Raw genomic sequence first — 18,709 nt, forward strand, 5'->3', positions numbered from 1 at the left:
CCAGATGAACGCCCCTTTGCAAGGCCACACGGTCAGCAACCCGATCGCGGCAGCGCAGGCGCTGGTGTCGGTCGACAAGGTCAGCCTGGAATATCGCACGCCACAACGAGTGGTTCGGGCAACCCATCAGGTCAGTTTCGAAATCGATCCGGCCGATCGCTTTGTGCTGCTCGGCCCGTCGGGTTGCGGTAAATCAACCTTGCTCAAGGCCGTTGCCGGATTCATCCAGCCTTGCGAGGGTGAGATTCGGCTGCAAGGGCAAACCGTCACTGCGCCGGGACCCGACCGGATCGTGGTGTTCCAGGAGTTCGATCAACTGCCGCCATGGAAAACCGTCAAACAAAACGTAATGTTTGCGCTGCTGGCGTCGAAAACCCTCAAGCGCCAGGAGGCCGAAGAACGGGCGTTGTACTATCTGGAAAAGGTCGGCCTGGCGGCGTTCGCCGATGCCTACCCGCACACCCTGTCCGGCGGGATGAAGGCTCGGGTGGCGATTGCCCGGGCGTTGGCGATGCAACCGAAAATACTGCTGATGGACGAACCCTTCGCCGCCCTCGATGCGCTGACCCGGCGCAAGATGCAGGAGGAACTGCTGCTGCTCTGGGAAGAGGTGCGCTTCACACTGCTGTTCGTCACTCACTCCATCGAAGAAGCGCTGGTGGTGGGCAATCGGATTTTGCTGCTGTCCCCCCATCCGGGTCGGGTACGGGCTGAGGTCCATAGCCATCAATACGATTTGCACAGCCTGGGTGGCGTGGAGTTTCAGGCGTCGGCGCGGCGGATTCATCGCTTGTTGTTCGATGAAGGCCAGTCACCGCAAACCGGGCGCGAGCTGGATTTTTCCGACGTCCGCATCGCTTATTGAGCCATTGAGAGGAGTGCCCGATGAGCCAGTTTTCATCTGTGAGACAAGAATTCGAAACCGTTTTGCAGCCCCTGACCAGCGTGCCGCTGGAGCGTGAGCTGCCGCTGGGCCAGCGCCTGTGGCAGCAAGGCTGGATTCGAAAAAGCCTGATCCTGATCTTGCTGGCGGTGCTGTGGGAAGTGGTTGCCCGGATTCAGAACAACGACTTGCTGCTACCGAGTTTTCTGCAAACCTCCAGCGCGCTGTATGACGGCCTGCTCAGCGGCGAGTTGCTGGGCAAGGTGGGGATTTCCCTGGTGGTGTTGCTCAAGGGTTACCTGATCGGCATCGTGCTGGCGTTTGCCTTGACGACCTTGGCGGTGTCGACGCAGTTCGGTCGCGACCTGCTGAGTACGCTGACCTCGATGTTCAACCCACTGCCGGCGATTGCGCTGTTACCATTGGCGCTGCTGTGGTTTGGCCTGGGACAGAACAGTCTGATTTTCGTACTGGTGCATTCAGTGCTCTGGGCCTTGGCGCTGAACACCTATGCCGGGTTCCTCGGCGTCTCGGAAACCCTGCGCATGGCCGGGCGCAATTATGGTTTGAAGGGCATGCGTTTTGTGCTGTTCATTTTGATCCCGGCGGCGCTGCCGTCGATCCTCGCAGGGCTGAAAATCGGCTGGGCCTTCGCCTGGCGCACGCTGATCGCCGCTGAATTGGTGTTCGGTGCGACCAGTGGCAAGGGCGGGTTGGGCTGGTACATCTTTCAGAATCGTAATGAACTGTATACCGACAAGGTATTTGCCGGCTTGGCGGTGGTGATCCTGATCGGGTTGCTGGTGGAGAATCTGGTGTTCGATACGTTGGAGCGGGTGACGGTAAAGCGGTGGGGGATGCAGCGCTGAGTCTAGCGGTGTCTGGTCTGGCTTTCGCCGGCTAGCCGGCGAAAGGGCGGGTCCGGCTCGCACTTTTGGCCTCACTCCCTCGACGACAAATCCGCCATCCCCTTGAGCAATTCGATCGGCAGCGGAAAGACGATGGTCGAGCTCTTGTCTCCGGCGATCGAACTCAGCGTCTGCATATACCGCAGCTGCATGGCACCGGGCTGGCGGCCAAGCATTTCGGCGGCTTGCATCAGTTTTTCCGAGGCCTGCAGTTCGCCTTCGGCATGGATCACTTTGGCCCGACGTTCCCGTTCGGCTTCGGCCTGTTTGGCAATCGCCCGCACCATCGATTCGTTGAGGTCCACGTGCTTGATCTCGACGTTGGCCACTTTGATGCCCCAGGCGTCGGTCTGGGCATCGAGCACTTGCTGGATATCCACGTTCAAGCGCTCGCGCTCAGCCAGCAGTTCATCCAGTTCGTGTTTACCCAGTACCGCCCGCAAGGTGGTCTGGGCCAGCTGGCTGGTGGCCATGAGGAAGTCTTCAACCTGGATGATCGCTTTCTGCGGATCGAGCACGCGAAAATACAACACCGCATTGACCTTGACCGAGACGTTGTCGCGAGTGATGACGTCTTGTGGCGGTACGTCGAGAACCACGGTGCGCAAATCGACGCGAACCATCTGCTGCACCACTGGAATCAGCAGGATCAGGCCCGGACCCTTGACCTGCCAGAAGCGCCCGAGCTGGAATACCACCCCACGCTCGTATTCGCGCAGGATACGAAAAGTCGACCCCGCCAGTGCAATCAGCAATAACAGCAGCGCGACAAAACCCAGTTGCAAACCCATGGCTATTCTCCACCCGGCGCCGCGTCAGCCGCGGCCACTTCCAACAGCAGTCCCTTGCGTGCGACCACCCGGACCCGTTGCCCGGGTTGCAGCGGCGTGGTGCTCAGCACCTGCCACTTCTCGCCCTGCAGGTGCACCCAGCCGTTATAGGCATTGCCGGCCAGCGACATCACCTGAGTCACGCTTCCAACCAGCCCCGCATCGCCACTGACGTTGTGGCGCGGTCGGGTTTTCAGGGCGTGGATCAGCAGGAAGATCAGCAGCAGGGCACTGAGCAGTCCCAAGCCAATCATCAACGGTACCGGCACCTCGGTGTTGGTCAGGATCACCGCCCCGATCACGAACATCACGATGCCGCCTAACCCGATCACGCCGTAATTGGGCAAGGCTGCCTCGGCAATCAGGAACGCGATGCCAAACGTGATCAGCCAGATGCCGACGGGGTTCGGCGCCAGCAAGACAATCATGTCGGCGGCGAAGACCGATCCGCTAAAGGCCAGCAGCAGCGCAGCTGCACAGCAACGAGTGTTCACATGACCCTCCCTGTAGGAGCGAGCTTGCTCCGGGCGGCGATCCGACGATGAACTTCAGAGTGCCTTGCTGATTCAGGCAGTCCGCGTCAGCTCATCCATACAGTTTAGTTCAGTCATGAATTGTACGAATATTGATCAGTTGTCGACCTTGTCCGGTGAGCGGATTTCCCTCTCGATTTCAGCAGCGGACCTAGACTTTCAGTACAGAGAAAAGTGTTAACCATCGTCCTCCAGACCCTGTCTGCGGACATCGAGGTGCATCATGCGTATGGCAAGAACCGTGCAGAGAAGCCTGGAAAAGGCTCAATGCGAATATGACATCGTCACCCACCCACACTCGGCCAGCAGCCTGGAAACGGCGCGGGTCGCAGGCATTCCTGCCGAACGGGTGGCCAAGTCGGTCATCCTCGACGATCACCATGGTCATTACCTGATGGCCGTGCTCCCCGCCAGCCGCCACCTGGACCTGAGCAAAGTTCGCAGCAGTGGCGAATGGCAGGTCTCGCGTGAAAGCAATCTGCCGCACCTGTTCGATGATTGCGAGCGCGGCGCAGTGCCCGCCTTGGGTGAGGCCTATGGGCTCGACGTGGTGATCGATCCGTTGCTGACCCGGCAGAAAGATATCTATCTTGAAGCCGGCAACCACACCAATCTGCTGCACATGAACATGCCGGAGTTTCTGAAAATGGTGCCCCATGCCGAGGTACGGGAGTTGAGCAGTTGAGTGTTGCAGCGTCAGTTGTATCGTCATCGCGGGCAGCTCGCCCCACAGGCATCGTGTATACCCTGTAGGAGCGAGCTTGCTCGCGAATATTATTTCCATCACCCAGGAGCTCTGACATGCAATCCCCAACCCACAGCCTCCCCTCGCTGTTCAAGCAACTCGGCCTGCCTGATGACGCCGAAAGCATAGATAAATTCATCGCCACACATTCACCGCTCAAACCGGAATTGCATCTGGCGGATGCGTTTTTCTGGAGCGAGAGCCAGGCTGAGCTATTGCGGGAAGAGATACTGGATGATGCGGACTGGGCGGAGGTGGTAGACCAGTTGGATGTGCTGCTGAGGAAGGGGCGGGGGGGGTAAAACCTGACAGAAGGTTCTTTTTCGATTCAACGCCCCGGCAAATTTGTTACAAAACTTGACCGACTTTCGCGAAAAATGCCATATTGATAGTTAGCAAACTAACAGTGTGTATTGTCCTTCGTGCCGAAAAACCTCGACGCCCTCCAGATGAACATCAGCAGCTCCATGGTGGTGGCCGCCCGGCATTGGCGCAAGATCTGCCAGACCACGCTGGTCAACTATGGAATCTCCGAAGCCTGCGCTGTCCCGCTGTTGATGATCGGGCGTCTGGGCGAGGGCGTGCGGCAGGTGACGGTGGCGCAGGCGGCGGGGATGGAAAGTCCTTCGCTGGTGCGTCTTCTGGATCAACTGTGCCATGACGGGTACGTGCGCCGCACCGCAGATGCCCATGACCGGCGTGCCAAATGCCTGAGCCTGACCGCGACCGGTCGGGCGTTGGTACAGGCCGTCGAAATCGAATTGGTGCGCTTGCGTCACGAGGTGCTCCAAGGCATCGCGCAGTGCGATCTGGAAGCGGCGCTGCGAGTCCTCAGGGCGTTTGAAACGGCCAATCTCTCACCGGTGGCCAATCCTTGAGCGGTTTTTTCACCGGCATGCCCCCGGCGCGGGACTGGTTTTATGGTGTGCGCACCTTCGCGGCATCGATGATCGCGTTGTACATCGCCATGCTCATGCAAATGCCCCGCCCCTATTGGGCAATGGCCACGGTCTATATCGTTTCCAGTCCGTTTGTGGGGCCCACCAGTTCCAAAGCGCTGTATCGAGCTGTCGGTACCCTCCTCGGTGCCGCAGCCGCGGTTTTTTTCGTGCCGATGTTTGTCCAGAGTCCGTATGTGCTGGTAGTGGTCATCGCACTGTGGACCGGGACGTTGCTGTTTTTGTCGCTGCACCTGCGCACCGCCAACAGTTACGCCCTGATGCTTGCGGGTTACACCTTGCCGCTGATCGCCTTGCCGGTGGTGGATAACCCGCTGGCAGTGTGGGACGTGGCTGAAGCGCGGACAGAAGAAATCTTCCTCGGCATCGCCGTTGCGGCGGTGGTGGGCGCAATGTTCTGGCCTCGGCGGCTGGCGCCGGTGTTCAACGATTCGGTGAGCAAATGGTTTACCGATGCCTCGACCTACAGCCTGCGATTTCTTAGCCACAATGTGCAGCCGGACGAGGTCAGCGCACTGCGATCATCGATGGTCGCGACATTCAATACCCTGGAAATGATGATCGGCCAGCTGCCCCATGAAGGCACGCGGCCGCAAACCGTGCGCAACACCAAGGAACTGCGCGGGCGCATGATTCACCTGCTGCCGGTGATCGACGCGCTCGACGACGCGCTCTACGCCCTCGAGCGGCGTACGCCCGAGCTTGTGGCCAGGTTTGCACCGCTGCTGACGGCAACCACCGAATGGCTGGAGCACAAAAATGCCGATCTCGGATCCTGGCAGGCCCTGAAGAATCAGCTCGAAGCCCTGCAACCTTGCGCCGAAGCCTTGGACGATCGCAAGCAACTGTTGTTTTCCAACGCCCTGTACCGCCTCGGCGAGTGGATCGATCTGTGGCAGGACTGCCGCAGCCTGCAATACGCCATCCAGTGCGAAAGCCAGGACAGCTGGCGCGCGGTGTATCGGCATTGGCGGCTCGGGCGGCTGTCGCCGTTCCTCGACCGCGGGCTGATGCTTTATTCGGCGGCATCCACGGTCACAGCAATCATTGTCGCCTCGGTCCTGTGGATTCTGCTCGGCTGGACCGACGGTGGCGCCGCGGTGATTCTGGCAGCGGTGGCGTGCAGCTTCTTCGCCTCGATGGACGATCCGGCACCGCAGATCTACCGGTTCTTTTTCTGGACGGCGATGTCGGTGCTGTTCGCCAGCCTCTACCTGTTCCTGATCCTGCCCAACCTGCATGACTTCCCGATGCTGGTGCTGGCGTTCGCCGTACCCTTCATTTGTATCGGCACCCTGACGGTCAAGCCGCAGTTCTACCTGGGCATGCTGCTGACCCTGGTCAACACCTCGTCGTTCATCAGCATTCAGGGGGCCTACGACGCGGACTTCCTCAGCTTCGCCAATTCCAACCTGGCCGGCCCCGTGGGCTTGTTGTTCGCTTTTGTCTGGACCCTGATTGCGCGGCCATTCGGTGCGGAACTGGCCGCCAAACGCCTGACCCGGTTCAGTTGGCGCGACATTGTCAGCCTCACCGAGCCGGCCTCGTTGGCCGAACACCGACAGTTGGGCGTGCAGATCCTCGATCGCCTGATGCAGCATCTGCCGCGGCTGGCCATGACCGGCCAGGACACCGGTATCGCGCTGCGCGAAGTCCGCGTGGCGCTGAACCTGCTCGACTTGCTCGCTTACACGCCGCGAGTGTCCGGGGTGCCTCAAACGCTGCTGCATCAGGTGGTGGCCGAAGTCGGCGAGTACTTCAAGGCTTGCCTGAAGGCCGGCGAACGCTTGCCGGCACCCAGTGCGTTGCTGATGACCCTCGACCGCACCCGTCGCGCCCTCGACAGCGAATGCGATGACGGCGCCCGTCTGCATTTGCTGCATGCCCTGAGCGGCTTGCGCCTGGCCTTGTTGCCGGGGGTGGAATTCGTCGGCGCAGGCCAACGTGAAGAACGGCTGCCCCATGGCATCGATGGAGCGCCTTTATGATCGGTGACCTGGATATCAGCGGGGTGTTTCTGCCGACACTGCTGGTGCTGATGGGTATTACCTACATGTTGTACCTGTTGGTGCACGGGTTGCTGACGCGCCTGCACTTTTACCGTCTGGTCTGGCACCGGGCATTGTTCAACGTGGCTCTCTACGCTTTGCTGCTCGGCGCCGTGGACTCACTCAGTCGATACCTGATGACATGAAAAAACCGTTCTTGACCATCGGTCGCGTGGTTCTGACCCTGCTGATCGTGACCTTCGCCGTTGTCGTCGTCTGGCGCATGGTGATGTATTACATGTTCGCGCCCTGGACCCGGGACGGGCACATTCGTGCCGACATCGTGCAGATCGCCCCGGATGTCTCCGGTCTGATTCAGCAGGTGGATGTGCACGACAACCAGTGGGTGAAACGTGGCCAGGTGCTGTTCAGCATCGACCAGGACCGTTTCAAACTGGCGCTGCGCCAGGCGAAGGCGGCGGTTGCCGACCGTAAGGAGACCCTGGCCCAGGCGCAACGGGAAGCCAAACGCAACCGTGGCCTCGGCAATCTGGTACCGGGCGAACAACTCGAGGAAAGCCAATCCCGGGTCGCCCGGGCCGAGGTGGCGCTGATGGAAGCCCAGGTCGCAGTGGACAGTGCCCAGCTCAACCTCGACCGCTCGACCATCCGCAGCCCGGTGGATGGGTATGTCAATGACCGTGCGCCACGCAATCAGGAATTCGTCACCGCCGGACACCCGGTGTTGTCGGTGGTGGACAGCAATTCCTTTCACATCGACGGCTATTTCGAAGAGACCAAGCTCGATGGCATTCATGTGGGTCAGCGCGTCGACATTCGGGTGGTCGGTGACCGTGCCCGCCTGCGCGGGCACGTGGAAAGTATCGTCGCCGGCATCGAAGACCGCGATCGCAGCAGCGGCAGCAACCTGTTGCCCAACGTCAACCCGGCGTTCAGCTGGGTGCGGCTGGCGCAGCGGATTCCGGTGCGGATCGCCTTCGACGAGGTGCCGGCGGACTTTCGCATGATTGCCGGACGCACGGCCACGGTGTCGATCATCGACGATCTGACCCGGGAGCCCGCGCAATGAGCAGGGCCCCGGGTTTGGCGATCGCCGGGTTAGGGTTGTTGCTCTCGGCCTGTCAGGTGGTTGGGCCGGACTATCATCTACCCGACGACGCCGCTGTCCACCGCGGAGACCTGCAGGGCGATTTACCAGTGAGCGGCGCACCTGTCGTCTCCGCACCGGTGCCTGGGGATTGGTGGCGTTTGTACCAGGATCCGCGTCTGGACCAATTGGTGCAGCAGGCCATGGCGTCCAATACCGATTTGCGGGTGGCGGCGGCGAACCTGTCCCGCGCTCGCGCACAGGTCGACGAAGCGCAGGCAGCAGGCGGCTGGAGTGGCGGCGTGAAGATCGGCGCCCAGCGTTTACAGGAATCCGGCGAAGCGTTCTTGCTGCCGGAGAAAGTGCCGGTGGCCAACGTCGGCGACATCGGCATCACCACTTCGTATCAGTTCGACCTGTTCGGTACGTTGCAGCGCGGGATCGAAGCGGCCAAGGCCAATGCCGATGCGACTCAGGCGGCTGCGGACACGGCCCGCATCACCCTGGTGGCCGACGTCGTTCGGGCCTATACCCAGGTCTGCGCGGCCAACGAAGAGCGGGAAATCGCCCAGCATTCCCTCGACCTCCAGGCCCAGGGCACCACGCTGATCCAGCGTTTGCGTGACGCCGGGCGTGGCGATGAAACCCAAGTCACCCGTTCGCAAACGCAGTTCAAGTCGTTGCGTGCTGAAATGCCTCGCTACGAAGCGGCACGCCAGGCCGGGTTGTTCAGGTTGTCGATGTTGCTGGCCAAACCGTTGGAGCAACTACCGACCGGCACCGCCAGTTGCGCCGAGCTGCCGAAAATAACGCAATTGTTGCCTGTAGGTGACGGCGCCACCCTGCTCAAACGCCGTCCCGACGTGCGGCAGGCCGAGCGCCGACTGGCGGCCGCGACGGCCGGAATCGGTATCGCCACCGGCGAGTTGTACCCGGACATCAGTATCGGCGCATCTGTCGGTACCATCGGCATCCTGGAAAACCTTGGCAAACCGGCGACCAATCGCTGGGGCTTCGGGCCATTGCTGACCTGGACTGTTCCATCCAACGGCTCACGGGCGCGAATCCGTGAGGCCGAAGCGACGACCCAGGGCGCGCTGGCGCATTTCGACGGCGTGGTGCTCAATGCCATTCGCGAAACCCAGACCGGCCTGGCCCAGTACTCCGCCTTGCTGCAGCGCCGCGATGCCTTGGCGGATGCAGAGCAGTCGGCGCAACTGGCCGCAGACCAGACCCATCGCTTCTTCACCGCCGGTCGCACCTCGTTCCTGGCCGATCTGCAAGCCACGCGCACTTATACCGACGTACGGGCACAACTGGCCGCAGCCAACACCCAGGTTGCCATGAGCCAGATCGATTTGTTCCTGGCGTTGGGCGGTGGCTGGGAAAGCGGACGAACGCAAGCCTTGAACCCCGGCAAACCCTGAGGCCGTTGCTATGCTTTGACTTGATGAGATCGCTCGCCGAGCTCATCGATCCAGGCACGCGTTGGTCATGGGGATACCAATAATGAAAAACCCTTACGCTCCCGGCTTCTGGTGCGCTATTGCAGCGCTGGTGCTGCTCTCGGCCACTTATTTCTACGGCATCATGCTGGCCCACCAGATCGACACGGCACTGATTTTCCTCGACAGCGCCGCCGCGCTGATTGCCGTGATGGCGATCGTGGTGGTGGCCGTGGCGTCGGTCCAGGGGCAGCGCATCAAAAAAAGACAATGTGAACGAGGCAAGACCCTGGTGCTGATCTGGGACACCAAGGTGGCATTGCGTCGCGTCGAAACGGTGTTTGACCGATATTTCTGGGGCAGCTACTGGCAACCGGGGCGCACCTTCCAGGAGGTCATGGGCGAACTCACCGGCACGCCGCTGGAGAAAAGCCTGGAAGCGTTGAAAAAACAATGCCTGGAGCTGGATAAGCAGATCGCCGAAGACGGCCGGCACTGGCTCAATAACGCCCGTGAACTCTCCGATGTCGCCACCGCCATGGCCCGGGAACGCTATCAACTGGACTTCTGCGACCCGCGCGCGGAAGTGACGGGCGGGGCGGTGATCAATCGCGATTTTGAGGTGTTGGTTTATACCTGGACTGCGCGGCTCAAGAGCTTTGATCATCAGCTGGATGAGATTGAGGTTCAGTATTCCTGAATTGATGTTGCCTCGGCTGACGCCATCGCCGGCAAGCCAGCTCCAATTACAGGGGGGCGTGGTCCTTGTAGGAGCGAGCTTGCTCGCGAAGAACCAGTAGGCACCGCGTTTATTCAGACAGCACGCGTAATCGTTAACGACCATCGTCGGAACGCCGCCCGGAGCAAGCTCGCTCCTACAGGCGCCGGTGCCTACGGTCCATAGACACTCTTTAACCTTTAAACATTGGGTCGCCCGGTGCGCCTGATGCTAATCTGCATTGCTTTTTCAGCGGAGTCTGGCCGCAACCCGTCAAGGGTTCAGGGAAGACGACCACACCTTCAACAACGGACATTGACTGGGTCATTCATGAATAAATCAGCAGGCGTGCTTCTGGGAATTGTCGTCGCCATCGGTGTCATCAGTGCCGGCGGCGCCTGGTACACCGGTACCAAGCTCGAAGGCGTGCTCAACACCTCGATCGCCGACGCCAACAAGGAATTGCAGGCCGCGCTGGTAGGTTCCGACGGCACGGCATCCCTGGAACTGGTGTCGCTGGAGCGCAATGTATTCAGCAGCACCGCGCACTATCGCCTCAAGGGCGAAGGCGAGATGTTCGGCGAAGCTCCGGTAGAACTGCTGTTCGTCGATCACATCGAACATGGTCCGCTGCCGTTTTCGCGCCTGGTGTCGCTGAAGTGGCTGCCGGTCATGGCCACCAGTCACTACGAGCTGGAACGAACCCCGACCACCGAAAAGTGGTTCGTCGCGGCCAAAGACAAATCCCCGCTCACGGGCATCGTCAACATCGGCTACGACAATTCCACCAACGGCACCCTGCAAATGCTGCCGCTGGACGTCGCCCTGGATGACAAATCCAACCTGAAGTTTTCCGGCCTCAACCTCGACGTCGCGGCCAGCGCCCAGGCGCAGAAGGTCAAAGCCAACGGCTACATGGACAGCCTGACGCTGACCACAGTGGCTGAAGACCAGACCCCGGTGAAGGTTGAAATGAACGGCCTGACGTTGGCCAGCAACCTGGAAAAAAGCACCTACGGCTACTATTTCGGCGAGAACACCCTTGAGTTGACCGACAGCAAAACCACCTTCGGTGCCCGGCAGTCGATACTGGGTTTAAAGAAATTTGAAATGAAGAACAAGACCGAGGAATCGGGCACCAGCGCTTCGGGGCGTGCCGATTACAAGGTTGGAGAGGTGTCCTTCAACGGCAAGGCTGTCGGCTCGGCGCAGATGGCCATGAGCCTGAAGAACCTCGACATTCCGGCGACCCTGTCGCTGGTGCAGATTTACCAGACCAAACTGCAACCGTACGAGAAAGCCGCCGCCGAGGCCGCTGCCGCCGGTCAACCCGTGCCAGAGCTGGTCCTGACCCCGGCCGAAGAGGCGCAGGTCAAGGCCGGCCTGGAGAAGTTGCTGGCCGCCGGACCTCAGGTTGCGCTGGAGAATCTGACGTTCCACACCACCAACGGTGAAAGCCGCGCCAACCTGGTGCTTGACCTGACCAAACCCAAGTCCATGGACTTGCCACCGGATCAACTGACCCGGCAACTGATCGCCCTGCTGGACTTCAATCTGCAGGTCTCCAAGCCCATGCTCGTTGATTTGCTGAGCGTCCAGGGGCAACTCGACGGTCAGACCGACGCCAAGCTGATTGCCGACCAGGCCACCGCCACCGCCGACATGTTTGGCAGCATGGCGGTCGGTACCCAGCTCGCAAAACTCGAAGGCAGTAGCATCGTCACCAAACTGCACTACGCTAACAATCAGGTGGAGTTCAACGGCCAGAAAATGACGGTCGAAGAATTTGCCGGCTTCGTGATGAGCAAGCTTGGGGGAGCTGGAAACATCCAGTAAATCCGGGGCTTACACACCGCACGCCCGGCCTCTGCTACCAGCAGACGTCGGGCGTTTTGCTGTCTGGCTTTTAAGACAGGACGATGGCCGGTGCCTGCAGTTTCACGAATCTGAACAATTATTGTGTTCCCAATTACCCAGCGAGCTCGCATGCAAGACTGCCCTTAATAAAAGTTTGGCTGGGTCACCTGGACCAGCTTTCCGATACGAAAGGGCAAAAAGGGCGTTGCGGCCCGGCTGGCCATGTAAGGATGCTGACGAATGCCGAGTATTGTTGCCCCTTTTGTTCAACGTGGTATGCGACCGCTGTTTCGCGTCGCGTTGTGCAGCCAGTTGATCTGGCCGATGTTAGCGTTTGCCTATACCCCTTACGACGAAATGGTGCTTGATGCCCGAGCTGGTCACTACACGCCCGCGCTAACCGCGTTGCGTCAGGTGCCGCCGGGCCAAGCCACCACCAGTCAAATCAGCGACCACTTGCAGATCGCCAGTTGGGCCGGCCTGGACGCCGAGGTGATCAAGGTCTATGAAACCCAGGGACGCAATCTGGACCTGCCGGTTGCAGCCCTGACCGCCACAGCGCGGGCCTACCGTAACCAGAAACGCTGGGACGATGCCAATCGGGTCTACAGCAAGGCCCAGGCCATCGATCCGGACAACCCGGAAGTGCAGTTGGGGATGGCGCTGAACCAGGCTGACTCCGACAAGCCCGACCAGGCGGTGACGCGAGCACGAGCACTGGTGGCGGCGCAACCCAATGACGTTTCCCGCCGGATGGCCCTGGGCTACGCGTTGAATCGTGCCGGTAAAGAATACGACTCGTTGTTCGAATACGATCAGGCCTTCGTCCGTTCCGGTAACAATCCAGAAGTCGCCAAGGAGTATGTGGGCGCGATGCAACGTGCTCACCTGCCGGAGCCGGCCTTGCGCCTGGCCCGTCAGCGGCCGGGTTTGATCGATCCGGTCACGATTCGTCACCTCGAAGGTGACCTGGCCGCAGAACGTGTGCGCTTGTCTGAAATGCCTACCCGCAGCGAATCGGAGCGTTATGTGATCGCTGATCGGGCCCTGGCCGACTACGACAAATTGATTTCCACCTGGTCTTCGGATCCCCAGGCAAAAGATGACGTCATCCGCTGGCGCATCGACCGCATGGGTGCCCTCAAGGCCCGTTCGCGCACCGCCGAGGTCATCAGCGAACACCACAAACTGCAAGCCGAAGGTGTGGTTGTGCCGGTCTATGCCCAGCGTTGGGTAGCCGCGTCCTACCTGGACCAGCGCGAACCGGAGATCGCCACCGACATGTATCGGGAGATCCTGCTAGCGACGAACACCGATCCAAGTAACCGTTTGCAAGATACCACCGCGCTCTACTACGCCTTGCTCGAAAGCGGCGAAGCCACCGAGGCGCGCGCAGTCGCCGAGGAGCTGGCCAAAACCCAGAGACCACGTGTCGAGCTCAAGGGCTTGCCCGGAGGCAACCCCAACGACGAATGGATGGATGCGCAACAGCTCGCTGCCCAGGCCGGGACCTACAGTTCCGATCTGCCCCATGGCGAGGAACGTCTGCAAGCCTTGGTCGAACAGGCACCGGGCAACGTCAGCCTGCGTGTGGCGCAGGCCGATCTGTACCTGGCGCGGGGCTGGCCGCGGCTTGCCGAAAGCAAGCTCAAGGAAGCCGAGGCCATGGCTCCGCGAGACATCAACCTGGAAATCGCCCAGGGCCATACGGCTACGGACCTGCAGGAATGGCGCCAGGTGGATGCCCTGACCGACGACGTGGTCGCGCGTTCCCCCGACAATCGTCAGGTCCAGCGCTTGCAGCGGCAGCGTGAGGTCCATGACATGTATGAACTGCGCGTAGAAGCGTTCGGCGGCAAGACTTATGGCGGCGATGACGACAACGCTGGTGCGGTCAACGGCAGTCGTGATCTGGGCATTGAAACCGTCCTGTACAGCCCGCCCATCGGCGAAGACTGGCGTGTATTCGGCGGTGCCGGTTATGCCGAAGGCGACTTCCAGGAAGGGACCGGCCACCATCGCTTCCAGCGCCTCGGGCTCGAACGCCGGACCCGAGACTTGACCCTCGAAGCGGAAGTCTCCAACCACTCCTACGGCTTCGGTTCCAAGCAGGGCGCGCGTCTGGCATTCGCCCATGACATCAACGATTACTGGCAGTACGGCGGGAGCCTGGAGTACTTCGCGGCGGCGACGCCGTTGCGGGCCTTGAACAGCGACGTCACGGCCAATGGCGGCAGCGGTTTCATTCGCTGGCGGGCCAATGAAAGTCGCGAGTGGAAATTCGCAGTCAGCCCGTCCCATTTCAGCGACGGCAACAACCGCGTCGAAGCCCTGCTCACCGGGCGCGAAGGGATTTACACCGCGCCGAACGTGCAAGTCGACCTGGGATTGGAAGTCGCCGCCAGCCACAACTCCGAGTCTGACGACGTGCCGTATTTCAATCCCAAGTCCGATCTCAGCGTACTGCCGATCATCAGCGTCAATCATATGCTCTACCAGCGCTATGAAACCCGGTGGAGTCAGCAGTTCCAGGCTGGCGCGGGTACCTACACCCAGAAATATCATTCCACTGGCGGCATGGCGCTGTTGGGTTATGGCCAGCGTTACAGCTGGAACGACGTGGTGGAGGTTGGCGGTATGTTAAGCGCAATCAACCGGCCCTATGACGGAGACCGGGAAACCGATCTGCGTCTGATGGTCGATCTTACTTTCCGCTTCTAGAGGGGTTTGAAAATGGCCTTGATGTCGCGTTTCTTCCTCCTGCTGGGAGTGCTGTTGATCAGCGCATGCTCCCAGCAGGCACCGGCGTTTGCGCCGCCGACCGAAAGGCCGGTGGTGGAAAGCGAAACCCCGTGGCCGAAAAACCATGTACTCGGCATCGCCTATCACGATGTCGATGACAAGGACCCGGACCAGGCGGTGGTGGCCGTGCGCACCGAGCGCCTGATCGAGCAGCTGGCCTGGTTGCGGGAGAACGGCTACCAGCCGGTTTCCGTCGACCAGGTCCTGGCGGCACGCAAAAAAGGAGGCCCCGACCTGCCTCCCAAAGCGGTCATGCTCAGTTTCGACGACGGTTATTCGAGCTTCTATACCCGGGTGATGCCGGTGCTGCGTGCCTATAAATGGCCTGCATTGCTGGCACCGGTCGGCACCTGGGTCGACACCCCGCTGGACAAACCGGTGGATTTCGCCGGTACGCCGCGCAAGCGCTCGGAATTCCTGACCTGGGATCAGGTGCGGGAGGTTTCCCAGTCCGGACTGGTGGAGCTCGCAGCGCACACCGATGCCAATCACAAGGGTATCCTGGCTAACCCCCAGGGCAACCTGGAGCCGGCCGCCACAACCCGGCGTTACGATCCAGTCGCCAAACGCTATGAAACCGAAGCCGAGTTCCAGGCCCGTCAACGCGTGGATATCTTGGCGATCTCGGAGAAAATCTACAAAGCCACGGGTAAAAAGCCGCGAGTCTGGGTCTGGCCTTACGGCGCGGCGAGCGGCACCACGCTGCAAATCGTCAATGATCAGGATTACGAGATGGCCTTGACCCTGGAAGACGGGCTCGACACTCTGGATACCCTGATGAACAGTCCGCGTTACCTCGTTTCTGCTGACCCGGAAGGCGCGCGCTTCGCCAATAGCGTCGTCTCGGTGCAGTCGAAGAACGCCATGCGCGTCGTTCACGTAGACCTGGATAACGTCTACGACCCGGACCCGGCCCAGCAGGAAAGAAACCTGGGCAAACTGATCCAGCGCATGTCCGACATGGGCGCCAATACGGTGTTCCTGCAAGCTTTCGCCGATCCGAAGGGTGATGGCCTTGTGCATTCGCTGTACTTCCCCAACCGTCACCTGCCGATGGCCGCCGACATTTTTGACCGCGTGGCCTGGCAGTTGCGCACCCGGGCCCATGTCAAAGTCTACGCCTGGATGCCAGTGCTGAGCTTTGCCCTGGATTCGAAGCTGCCGCGAGTGACACGCTGGGACCCGGAAACCGGCACGACGACGGTCGATCCGAAGCAGTACATACGCTTGTCTCCTTACGATCCGAACGTACGGCGCATGATTGGTGAAATCTACGAAGATCTGGCGCGCATGTCATCGGTCAACGGCATCCTGTTTCACGATGACGCAATAATGTCGGACTTCGAAGACGCAGGCCCCGATGCCCTCAAAGTCTACGCCGCCAATGGTCTGCCCGGCTCAATCGCCGCGTTGCGCGCCGATCCTGCAGTGATGCAGCGCTGGACGCGTTTCAAGAGCCGCTACCTGATCGATTTCACCAAGGAGCTGACCGCCAAGGTCCGCGCCATTCGTGGCCCGCAGCTGGATACGGCGCGCAACATTTTCGCCGAGCCGATACTCAATCCCGAGAGTGAAGCCTGGTACGCGCAGAATCTGGATGACTTCCTCGGCACGTACGACTGGACGGCGCCGATGGCCATGCCGTTGATGGAAAAACAGTCTTATGAAGACTCCGAAGCCTGGCTCGAGAAACTGGTCGCCACGGTCAAGGCTCGCCCCGGCGCGCTCGATCGCACCGTGTTCGAACTGCAGGCACGGGACTGGACGAAACAGGAACAGGCCGACATCGAAGGCGAACAATTGGCCGAGTGGATGCGGGTTCTGCAGCGTCAGGGCGTGACCAGTTTTGGCTACTACCCCGACAACTTCCTGGACAATCTACCCGACCTGAAATCCGTACGGCCGGCCCTTTCCAACAAGTGGAATCCATAACATGCTGGATAGACTTCTGGCTCTACTCGTTCTGGCGATCGTCCTCGGGATTCCCCTTGGACTGATCTTTCTACTCACTGGCCAGTTCCTGATGGACTTCGTGTTCTTCTATCCGCTGTTCATGTCAGGACTGTGGATCGCCGGGGGACTCTATTTCTGGCTGCATTGGGAGCGGCACTGGCCGTGGAACGAAGACACCTTGCCGCCGCCGCTGGCCGGCGAGCCGCTGATTTCGATCCTCATCCCTTGCTTCAACGAAGGTGACAACGTCAGGGAAACCATCCATGCGGCGTTGTCCCAGCAGTATCCGAACATCGAGGTCATCGCCATCAACGATGGCTCGAAGGACGACACCGGTGCCATCCTCGATGCCTTGGCCGTGCAGGATCCGCGTTTGCGGGTGCTGCACCTGGCGGAGAACCAGGGCAAAGCTGTAGCCCTGCGCATGGGCGCCATTGCAGCGCGTAGCGAGTACCTGGTGTGCATCGACGGTGATGCGCTGCTGGCACCTCATACCGCGGCTTACCTGGTGGCGCCGTTGCTCGAAAACCCGCGCCTCGGCGCCGTGACCGGCAACCCGCGGATCCGTACCCGTTCGACCCTGGTCGGCCGGGTGCAGGTTGGCGAGTTCTCCTCGATCATCGGTCTGATCAAACGTACCCAGCGCGTCTTCGGGCGGATCTTTACCGTCTCCGGCGTGGTTGTCGCTTTCCGTCGCACGGCCCTGCACCGGGTCGGCTACTGGAGCACCGACATGATCACCGAAGACATCGATATCAGCTGGAAGCTGCAACTGGATCACTGGAGCATTTTCTACGAGCCCCGCGCGCTGTGCTGGATCCTGATGCCGGAAACCCTGGGTGGCCTGTGGAAACAGCGTCTGCGCTGGGCCCAGGGCGGTGCGGAAGTGCTGTTCAAGAACATTCGCGGCATCTGGCAGTACCGTCATCGTTATCTCTGGCCATTGCTGTTCGAATACTGCCTGTCCACCGGTTGGGCGTTCACCTTCCTGCTGTCGATCATTCTATGGCTGGTGGGTCTGTACATCGCGTTGCCGGAAGTCATCGCGGTGCCCCGTATGTGGCCACCGGCGTTCACCGGCTTGCTGCTGGCAGTGGTCTGCCTGATGCAGTTCGGGGTCAGTCTGCTGATCGATCGCCGCTACGAAAAAGGTTTGGGCAAGACGATGTTCTGGGTGATCTGGTACCCGCTGGTGTTCTGGCTGGTCAGTCTGCTCACCACGCTGGTCAGTTTCCCCAAAGTGCTGTTCCGTTTACGTCAGAAACGTGCGCGCTGGGTCAGTCCAGATCGCGGCATTCGGCCGCCTGGTGCCGATGAAGAGGAGATCGTCAAATGAAAATCATCACAACCCGGCAGCGGCCAGTGCTTATGGTGGTCGATACCTTGTTCACCGTCCTGGCCTGGGCCGGATTCCTGTATTTGTTGTACTTGGGCATCTCGCCATTGATCGTACCCCACGAAGGTGCCCGATTCAGCGGCCCAGCGTTCGACGCCCTTGGCACCCTGCAGGTTTATTTATGGGTGGCGGTGTTCAACGCCTTGGTGCTGATCGGGTGGGCACGTTATCAACAACGTAAAAGCAGAAGCTTTGCCCAGCGTCGTATGCCGGCTCCGGTCATCGACGATCAGGCTTTGAGCAAAAGCTTCAAACTGACCCGTGAACGGCTGCACAAACTGCGCAGCCCGGGTTCGATGACCATTCACAACGATCACGATGGCGATATTTCCCACGTGGTGAGCCACTTCTTCACGATCGATTCCCGGCAGCCGCTCTCCCTGCAGCCTCTGGATAATCCTAAAGTGATCCGTCGTCCATCCGATGATGAAGAAGGCAAAGAGCCGGTGAACCGCGCCTGAGCCCGACTCGGTCTTGCGGCGTGAAACCCCGATCCCATGTAGGAGCCGGCTTGCCGGCGAAGGCGGCGGCACATTCGGTGGATGTGCTGACTGACAGACCGCTTTCGCTGCGGCGCGGCGATC

General features: G+C 60.5%; 17 protein-coding genes. 15 read left to right on the forward strand and 2 right to left on the reverse strand.

The window, feature by feature from the left end; genetic code table 11:
- The first annotated feature begins 4 nt into the window (after positions 1 to 4).
- Positions 5 to 865 (forward strand): ABC transporter ATP-binding protein, encoded by an 861-nt coding sequence (locus tag J2W17_RS29080; protein ID WP_307343108.1) that lies wholly within the window; start codon positions 5 to 7, stop codon positions 863 to 865.
- Positions 866 to 885: 20 nt separating this feature from the next.
- Complete coding sequence (locus tag J2W17_RS29085; protein WP_307343111.1) at positions 886 to 1,752, forward strand: ABC transporter permease; 867 nt, start codon at positions 886 to 888, stop codon at positions 1,750 to 1,752.
- A gap of 71 nt (positions 1,753 to 1,823) precedes the next feature.
- Here J2W17_RS29085 and J2W17_RS29090 read toward each other — a convergent pair whose 3' ends face one another.
- Complete coding sequence (locus tag J2W17_RS29090) at positions 1,824 to 2,582, reverse strand: slipin family protein (protein WP_307343114.1); 759 nt, start codon at positions 2,580 to 2,582, stop codon at positions 1,824 to 1,826.
- Between the two features lie 2 nt (positions 2,583 to 2,584).
- Positions 2,585 to 3,115, reverse strand: coding sequence for an NfeD family protein (locus J2W17_RS29095; RefSeq protein WP_307343117.1), 531 nt, complete (start codon positions 3,113 to 3,115; stop codon positions 2,585 to 2,587).
- Between the two features lie 262 nt (positions 3,116 to 3,377).
- Here J2W17_RS29095 and J2W17_RS29100 point away from each other — a divergent pair, with 262 nt between their 5' ends.
- The 13 genes from J2W17_RS29100 to pgaD all read left to right on the forward strand — a co-directional run bounded on the left by J2W17_RS29100 (position 3,378) and on the right by pgaD (position 18,586).
- On the forward strand, positions 3,378 to 3,839 hold the full coding sequence (locus tag J2W17_RS29100; RefSeq protein ID WP_307343119.1) for an aminoacyl-tRNA deacylase: 462 nt from the start codon (positions 3,378 to 3,380) through the stop codon (positions 3,837 to 3,839).
- 116 nt (positions 3,840 to 3,955) lie between these two features.
- Positions 3,956 to 4,201 carry a DUF2789 domain-containing protein gene (locus J2W17_RS29105; RefSeq protein WP_307343121.1) on the forward strand — a complete coding sequence of 82 codons (246 nt, stop codon included), beginning with the start codon at positions 3,956 to 3,958 and terminating at the stop codon, positions 4,199 to 4,201.
- A 147-nt stretch (positions 4,202 to 4,348) separates the two neighbouring features.
- Positions 4,349 to 4,777, forward strand: a complete 429-nt coding sequence (locus tag J2W17_RS29110; RefSeq protein ID WP_307343124.1) for a MarR family winged helix-turn-helix transcriptional regulator — start codon at positions 4,349 to 4,351, stop codon at positions 4,775 to 4,777.
- Positions 4,774 to 6,846, forward strand: a complete 2,073-nt coding sequence (locus tag J2W17_RS29115; protein WP_307343127.1) for an FUSC family protein — start codon at positions 4,774 to 4,776, stop codon at positions 6,844 to 6,846. The genes J2W17_RS29110 and J2W17_RS29115 overlap by 4 nt, the downstream gene beginning before the upstream one ends.
- A complete protein-coding gene (locus J2W17_RS29120) occupies positions 6,843 to 7,052 on the forward strand; it encodes a DUF1656 domain-containing protein (RefSeq protein WP_138963642.1) in 210 nt (69 codons plus the stop codon). Before J2W17_RS29115 ends, J2W17_RS29120 begins: the two co-directional genes overlap by 4 nt.
- Positions 7,049 to 7,936, forward strand: a complete 888-nt coding sequence (locus J2W17_RS29125; protein ID WP_307343132.1) for an efflux RND transporter periplasmic adaptor subunit — start codon at positions 7,049 to 7,051, stop codon at positions 7,934 to 7,936. Before J2W17_RS29120 ends, J2W17_RS29125 begins: the two co-directional genes overlap by 4 nt.
- Positions 7,933 to 9,381: an efflux transporter outer membrane subunit gene (locus J2W17_RS29130; RefSeq protein WP_307343135.1), complete on the forward strand. Its 1,449-nt coding sequence runs from the start codon at positions 7,933 to 7,935 to the stop codon at positions 9,379 to 9,381. The genes J2W17_RS29125 and J2W17_RS29130 overlap by 4 nt, the downstream gene beginning before the upstream one ends.
- Before the next feature lie 82 nt (positions 9,382 to 9,463).
- Positions 9,464 to 10,099, forward strand: a complete 636-nt coding sequence (locus J2W17_RS29135) for an NADH:ubiquinone oxidoreductase subunit N (RefSeq protein ID WP_154855482.1) — start codon at positions 9,464 to 9,466, stop codon at positions 10,097 to 10,099.
- 348 nt (positions 10,100 to 10,447) lie between these two features.
- Positions 10,448 to 11,953: a YdgA family protein gene (locus J2W17_RS29140; RefSeq protein WP_307343139.1), complete on the forward strand. Its 1,506-nt coding sequence runs from the start codon at positions 10,448 to 10,450 to the stop codon at positions 11,951 to 11,953.
- A gap of 261 nt (positions 11,954 to 12,214) precedes the next feature.
- On the forward strand, positions 12,215 to 14,695 hold the full coding sequence (pgaA, locus tag J2W17_RS29145; RefSeq protein ID WP_307343142.1) for a poly-beta-1,6 N-acetyl-D-glucosamine export porin PgaA: 2,481 nt from the start codon (positions 12,215 to 12,217) through the stop codon (positions 14,693 to 14,695).
- Positions 14,696 to 14,707: 12 nt separating this feature from the next.
- Positions 14,708 to 16,708, forward strand: coding sequence for a poly-beta-1,6-N-acetyl-D-glucosamine N-deacetylase PgaB (gene pgaB / locus J2W17_RS29150; protein WP_307343146.1), 2,001 nt, complete (start codon positions 14,708 to 14,710; stop codon positions 16,706 to 16,708).
- A 1-nt stretch (position 16,709) separates the two neighbouring features.
- Complete coding sequence (gene pgaC, locus J2W17_RS29155; RefSeq protein ID WP_307343149.1) at positions 16,710 to 18,065, forward strand: poly-beta-1,6-N-acetyl-D-glucosamine synthase; 1,356 nt, start codon at positions 16,710 to 16,712, stop codon at positions 18,063 to 18,065.
- A complete protein-coding gene (gene pgaD / locus J2W17_RS29160; RefSeq protein WP_307343152.1) occupies positions 18,062 to 18,586 on the forward strand; it encodes a poly-beta-1,6-N-acetyl-D-glucosamine biosynthesis protein PgaD in 525 nt (174 codons plus the stop codon). The genes pgaC and pgaD overlap by 4 nt, the downstream gene beginning before the upstream one ends.
- The last annotated feature ends 123 nt before the right edge of the window (positions 18,587 to 18,709 follow it).

The organism is Pseudomonas lini, from assembly GCF_030812475.1.
In the GTDB taxonomy this organism is placed as follows: domain Bacteria; phylum Pseudomonadota; class Gammaproteobacteria; order Pseudomonadales; family Pseudomonadaceae; genus Aquipseudomonas; species Aquipseudomonas lini_A.